The organism is Kitasatospora sp. NPDC056181 (genome assembly GCF_042266225.1).
Taxonomy (GTDB): domain Bacteria; phylum Actinomycetota; class Actinomycetes; order Streptomycetales; family Streptomycetaceae; genus Kitasatospora.
Window position 1 is genome coordinate 44,979 of sequence record NZ_JBHJUK010000058.1, and the last position, 5,082, is coordinate 50,060.

Here is a 5,082-nt window from a genome sequence, read left to right on the forward strand (position 1 = left end):
GCTGGCGGGGGTCCTGCCCCCCTGTGGGGGCCGTGTGTTGAGCCCCCCCCACGCGGGCCTCCAGGCGCCGGGGCAGCCGTGCGGGGGTGTTGCCGGGGGCTCTCCTTAACCCCCCCCCCCCCCCCCCCTCGGCGTATGTTGGGCCCATGCCTGCCAAGTCCCGTACGTACCAGCCGACGAAGGTCCGCGCCGCGCTGGCGGCCCAGACCGGCGCGCTGCGCGACGCCGTCCACGCGCTCTGCGCCGCCCCCGACGCCGAGCGGCTGCTCGCGGGGCCGACCAGGCTGGGGCAGTGGCGGGTGCGCGAGCTGGTCGCGCACCTCGCGGTGCAGCTCGACTGGGTGCCCGCGCACCTGGACGACCCCCTGGAGGGCCGTCCGACGCTGGACCTGGCGCGCTGGGTGGCCGGCGTCGGCACCGTCGCGCCGCTGCTGGACGCCGGGGCCCGGGAGCACGCCGCCGGGGAGTTCGGCGGTGACCCGGCCTCGGTCGCGGCCGCCTTCGACCGGGCCGCCGACGCGCTGCTCGCCGTCCTGGACGGGCCCGAAGTCGCCGACCCGCAGCGGCGGTTCGAGATCCGGCTGGGTTCGATGACGCTCGCCGACATGCTGGTCACCCGGCTGGTGGAGGCGGTCGTGCACGCCGACGACCTGGCCGACGCGCTCGGTCTGCCGGCCTTCCCGCACGACCGGCAGGCGCTGGCCGCCGTCACCCGGCTGCTCGCCGACGCCCTCGCCGACCGGGTGCCCGGCGGCGCGGTCGAGCTGCGGGTGCCGCCGTACGCCGTGGTGCAGGCCGTCGAGGGGCCGCGGCACACCCGGGGCACCCCGCCCAACGTGGTCGAGACCGACCCGCTGACCTGGATCCGGCTCGCCACCGGCCGGGCCGACTGGGCGACCGCGGTGGACGAGGCGGTCGTCGCGGCCAGCGGTGAGCGGAGCGACCTGCGGGAGTACCTGCCGCTGCTCGGCTGAGCGGTCCCCGGACTCAGCCGTGCAGTTGGGCGGCGAGCGCCGCCCCGGCCCGCTGGAGCGGCGCGCCGGTGAGCGCCTGGTCCCGGCCGGTGGTGTCGGTGTCCTGCGACACGATCAGCACGATGTCGCCCGCGCCCGCCGCGGGGATCCGGGCCACCGCGGCGGTGCCCGCCCCGGGGGTGGCCCTGGCCTCGCCCTTCGCCGGCCGCTCGCGGGAGAACCTTGTCGCGGGCGGTCGGTGAATCCGTCTCAGGTCCGTACCGGCCCGCCGGCCTCAGGGCACCGCCGGGCCGCTGAGGTACGTCCCGTCCGCCGAGTACGGCCAGGCGTTGGGCTCGCAGCCCTTGAGGCCGTAGATCTGCTGCATCATCGCGGGCGCCGGCTTGCCCTTGCCCGGGCAGGTCTCGTGCCCGTGGCCGATCCGGTGCCCCACCTCGTGGTTGACGATCAGCGCCCGGTACTCCTCGATCGGGCCGCTGAACTGCGGTGAACCGGTGTTCCAGCGCTTGACGTTGACCAGCACCTGGTTGCCGACGTTGCAGTTGACCTCGCCGTGGGTGTCCAGCCCGGCCGCGCCGCAGATCTTGTCCACGGTGGCCGGTGACGCGATCTTCACGGTGAAGTCGTACGCGCCGTTCGCCACCAGCTGGAAGCCGTTCTTGCGGTCGTTGGTCCAGCCCCGCTTGTCGGCCAGGATGGCCTGGACCTGGGCCGCGGCGCCGGCCGGGTCGATCCCGATGCCGTCCTCGACCTCCACCCGGTAGCGGCGGACGGTGCCCTTGCCGACCGCGGCGGCGGCGCCGGGGGCGACGGTGAAGGTGCCCGCGCCCTTGCTGGGGCCCGGGTCCGGGGCGCTGGGCTCGGGGGCGCTCGGCTCCGGGGCGGGCGGCGGGGTGGGGGTCGGCGTCGCGGTCGGTGTCGCGGCCGGGGCGGGTGCGGCCGGGGTGCCGCGGTCGGACGGCGCGACCCGGCCCTGGGCGGTCTTCCCGCTGTCGGGCAGGGCGTCGGGGCGGTTCAGCACGTAGACCGTGCCGCCGAGTATCAGCACGGCCGCCACCAGGGCGGAGACCATCCCCGGGCCGATTCTGCGCCGCTGGCGGCGCCTGCGGCCTCCGCCCGCCTGGCCCTGGCCGGCCCGCCCGCCGCGGGCCCGCGGGGCGGCGGCGCGGGAGCCTCCCGCACGGGATCCTGCACGGGACCCGGCACCACGGGAGCTGCGCGCGCGGGAGCCGCGCTGGTCGGGTCGGGCTGTGGGCACGGTGAGGCTTCCTGTCGGACCGGTGGGGTCGCGGAGCCATCGAACTGACGTGTGCGTTCCCCCCGCCCGGACACCCTGGCATGGAGACCAGGTGAATGTCCACGTACCGGGTATCCACGGCAAATCCGCCGGTCCCCGCGGCCCGGAGGGGCGGCGGGGACCGGCGGATCACGGCGGGCCGTGCGTGCGGACCGGGCGGATCAGCCCAGGGTGGCGGCGGCGGTCGGCGAGCTGTCCCGGAGGAACTGCGCGCAGCGCTCGGCCTCCTCCTTCTCCTCGATCGCGGCGGCGGCCCGGCCGAGCGCGTGCAGCGCCCGCAGGAAGCCGCGGTTCGGCTCGTGCTCCCACGGCACCGGGCCGTGGCCCTTCCAGCCGGCCCGGCGCAGCGAGTCCAGCCCGCGGTGGTAGCCGGTGCGGGCGTACGCGTAGGACTCGACGGTGCGGCCGGCGGCGAAGGCGTCGTCGGCGAGCTGGGCCCAGGCCAGCGAGGAGGTCGGGTACTTCGCCGCGACCTCGGCCGGGGAGGCGCCGCCGGCCAGCAGCTCCAGCGGAGCGGGCTCGGCGGGCAGGTGGGTCGGGGGCGGGCCCCCGAGGAGGTTCTGGCCCGCGAAGGGGCTGTCTGTGGTCATGCCCCCCAGTGAACCACTGGGGGGCACGAGTCAGGTCCCGCGTGCGGCGGAGCCTTACTTCAGGCGGTTGCCGGCCGAGCGCAGCTGCTGGGCGGCCTCCAGGACGCGGGCGGCCATGCCGGCCTCGGCGAGCTTGCCCCAGGTGCGCGGGTCGTAGGTGTTCTTCTTGCCGACCTCGCCGTCGACCTTCAGCACACCGTCGTAATTCGCGAACATGTGGCCCGCGACCGGGCGGGTGAAGGCGTACTGGGTGTCGGTGTCCAGGTTCATCTTCACGACGCCGTTCTCCAGCGCGGTGGCGATCTCCTCCGCGGTCGAGCCCGAGCCGCCGTGGAAGACGAAGTCGAACGGGTCGGTCTTGCCGTACTGCTTGCCGATCGCGTCCTGGAGCTCGCGCAGCAGCTCCGGCTTCAGGACGACGTTGCCCGGCTTGTAGACGCCGTGCACGTTGCCGAAGGAGGCGGCCAGCAGGTAGCGGCCCTTCTCGCCCAGGCCCAGGGCCTCGGCGGTGCGGACGGCGTCGTTGACGGTGGTGTACAGCTCGTCGTTGATCTCGTGCGTGACACCGTCCTCCTCGCCGCCGGTCGGGGTGATCTCGACCTCAAGGATGATCTTGGCGGCGACGGCCTGGGCCAGCAGCTCCTCGGCGATGGCCAGGTTGTCGTTCAGGGTCTCGGCCGAGCCGTCCCACATGTGCGACTGGAACAGCGGGTTCTGGCCCTTGGCCACGCGCTCGGCGGAGACCGCCAGCAGCGGGCGGACGTAGCCGTCCAGCTTGTCCTTCGGGCAGTGGTCGGTGTGCAGCGCGACGGTGATGTCGTACTTGGCGGCCACGATGTGCGCGAACTCGGCGAGCGCGACGGCGCCGGTCACCATGTCCTTGTTGTGCTGGCCGCCCAGGAACTCCGCACCACCGGTCGAGATCTGGATGATGCCGTCGCTCTCGGCCTCGGCGAAGCCGCGCAGGGCGGCGTGCAGCGTCTGCGACGAGGTGACGTTGATGGCCGGGTAGGCGAACTTGCCCGCCTTGGCCCGGTCCAGCATCTCGTTGTAGACCTCGGGAGTTGCGATGGGCATGCGATCCGCTCCTGTCGGGTTGCGGCGTACGGACGGTGCTGTCCGACGCTGTGTACGCCTTCGTTACGACTTCCGGGGTAACGGCAGCCGAGCGCGGCTCTGCGGTGCGGCTCTCCGGTACCTGGGCTCGAGGCGGCCGCCACGGTTCGACAATGAGGGTGTTTGCGACCGCGGCCCGGACGCCGGTGCCATCTTCCCAGACTTGCGCTCCGGGGTCAGCAGGCAGCCCGCCAGTCGGGACGGCCGCTCCCACGTGCTACGCGGCACGGGGCGGACGGATGACCGGGTGCTCCGAAAGGATGACCGTCCTCTCGGCCACCGGGGCGAAGCCCTGGTAAAGACGGGCCCGCTATCCTGCGGCCGTGGACTACAACCAGCTGGCCGTCAACCTGCTCGACGCCAAATCACTGATCTCGTCCCTCGGTGCCATCGGGCTGATCGCGATCATCTTCGCGGAGACCGGCCTCCTGGTCGGGTTCTTCTTCCCGGGGGACTCCCTGCTCATCATCGCGGGCGTGGCCGCCTCGAACGCCGCCTCGTCGGTGCTCGGCGAGGGCACGAAGCTGCCGATCGCGGCACTGCTGATCGGGGCCCCGATCGCCGCCATCGCCGGCGCGCAGCTCGGGCACCTGATCGGGGTGAAGGTCGGACCGAAGATGTTCGACAAGCCCGAGTCGAAGATCTTCCGTCGCGAGTACGTGGTGAAGGCCGAGGAGTACTTCAACAAGTTCGGTCCCGGCAAGGCCGTGGTCCTGGCCCGCTTCATGCCGATCGTCCGTACCTTCCTGAACCCGGTCGCGGGCACCCTGGAGATGCCGGCCCGGACGTTCTTCCTCTGGAACGTGGTCGGCGGTGTGCTCTGGACCGAGTCCATGCTGCTGATCGGCTACTTCTTCGGTGACGCGCTCGCCCCGGTGATCGACAAGTACCTGATCCCGGCGGTGCTGCTGATCGTGCTGCTCTCGATCTCGCCGATCCTGATCGAGGTCCTGCGCGAGCGCAGGAAGAAGAAGGCGGGCGGCGCCGAGCCGGCCGCCGCGGAGGCCGAGGCCGTCCAGGCCGGCGGGCGCCACCGCCGCGGCTGATCCGCGCAACGACGACGAAACGGCCCGGGGCCGGGTGCTGTTCCACGTGGAACAGCACC

At 73.5% G+C, this 5,082-nt stretch carries 6 protein-coding genes; 2 read left to right on the top strand and 4 right to left on the bottom strand.

Features of this window, described 5'->3' with window-relative positions:
• Positions 1 to 146 precede the first annotated feature (146 nt).
• Complete coding sequence (locus ACFC1F_RS22265; protein ID WP_376160591.1) at positions 147 to 974, top strand: sterol carrier family protein; 828 nt, start codon at positions 147 to 149, stop codon at positions 972 to 974.
• 13 nt (positions 975 to 987) lie between these two features.
• On the opposite strand, the gene ACFC1F_RS22270 is transcribed toward ACFC1F_RS22265, so the two are convergent.
• The 4 genes from ACFC1F_RS22270 to fbaA form a co-directional block, all read right to left on the bottom strand.
• On the bottom strand, positions 988 to 1,131 hold the full coding sequence (locus ACFC1F_RS22270) for a hypothetical protein (RefSeq protein WP_376160593.1): 144 nt from the start codon (positions 1,129 to 1,131) through the stop codon (positions 988 to 990).
• A gap of 117 nt (positions 1,132 to 1,248) precedes the next feature.
• Entirely contained in the window at positions 1,249 to 2,046 is a 798-nt protein-coding gene (locus tag ACFC1F_RS22275; protein WP_376160595.1) for a DUF3152 domain-containing protein, read from the bottom strand.
• Positions 2,047 to 2,432: 386 nt separating this feature from the next.
• Positions 2,433 to 2,861: a DUF3151 domain-containing protein gene (locus tag ACFC1F_RS22280; RefSeq protein WP_148643889.1), complete on the bottom strand. Its 429-nt coding sequence runs from the start codon at positions 2,859 to 2,861 to the stop codon at positions 2,433 to 2,435.
• 54 nt (positions 2,862 to 2,915) lie between these two features.
• Positions 2,916 to 3,938, bottom strand: coding sequence for a class II fructose-bisphosphate aldolase (gene fbaA / locus ACFC1F_RS22285; RefSeq protein WP_148643890.1), 1,023 nt, complete (start codon positions 3,936 to 3,938; stop codon positions 2,916 to 2,918).
• A 362-nt stretch (positions 3,939 to 4,300) separates the two neighbouring features.
• Here fbaA and ACFC1F_RS22290 point away from each other — a divergent pair, with 362 nt between their 5' ends.
• Complete coding sequence (locus ACFC1F_RS22290) at positions 4,301 to 5,023, top strand: DedA family protein (RefSeq protein WP_209415636.1); 723 nt, start codon at positions 4,301 to 4,303, stop codon at positions 5,021 to 5,023.
• Positions 5,024 to 5,082: the final 59 nt, after the last annotated feature.